General features: G+C 69.5%; 1 pseudogene. It reads left to right on the top strand.

The features are described from left to right. Positions 1-262 (top strand): annotated as a pseudogene (locus tag SB717_RS36995) (hypothetical protein); the annotation flags it as partial.

Here is a 262-nt window from a genome sequence, read left to right as displayed (position 1 = left end):
CCAGCGCACGGGCGCGACCAAGGGTGCTGTCTACTTCCACTTCCGCTCCAAGCTCGACATCGCACGGGCGCTGGTGGATGAGAAGTACGCCAACTGGCCGGTGATCATCGCCGAGGTCGCCGACTCGGGGCTGCGCGGCCTCGCAGCCGCCGAGGAGCTGACGCAGCGGGTCGCGGCCGTCTTCGTCGCCGACCAGCGGGTGCGCGCCGCGATGAAGCTCAGCCAGTCGGTCTTCCCGCCCACCCTGGAGAACAGTCCGTAC

Origin of the sequence: Priestia sp. SIMBA_032 (genome assembly GCF_046535215.1) — a bacterium.
Taxonomy (GTDB): Bacteria; Bacillota; Bacilli; order Bacillales; family Bacillaceae_H; genus Priestia; species Priestia aryabhattai.
This window is presented reverse-complemented; position numbering and strand designations above follow the sequence as displayed.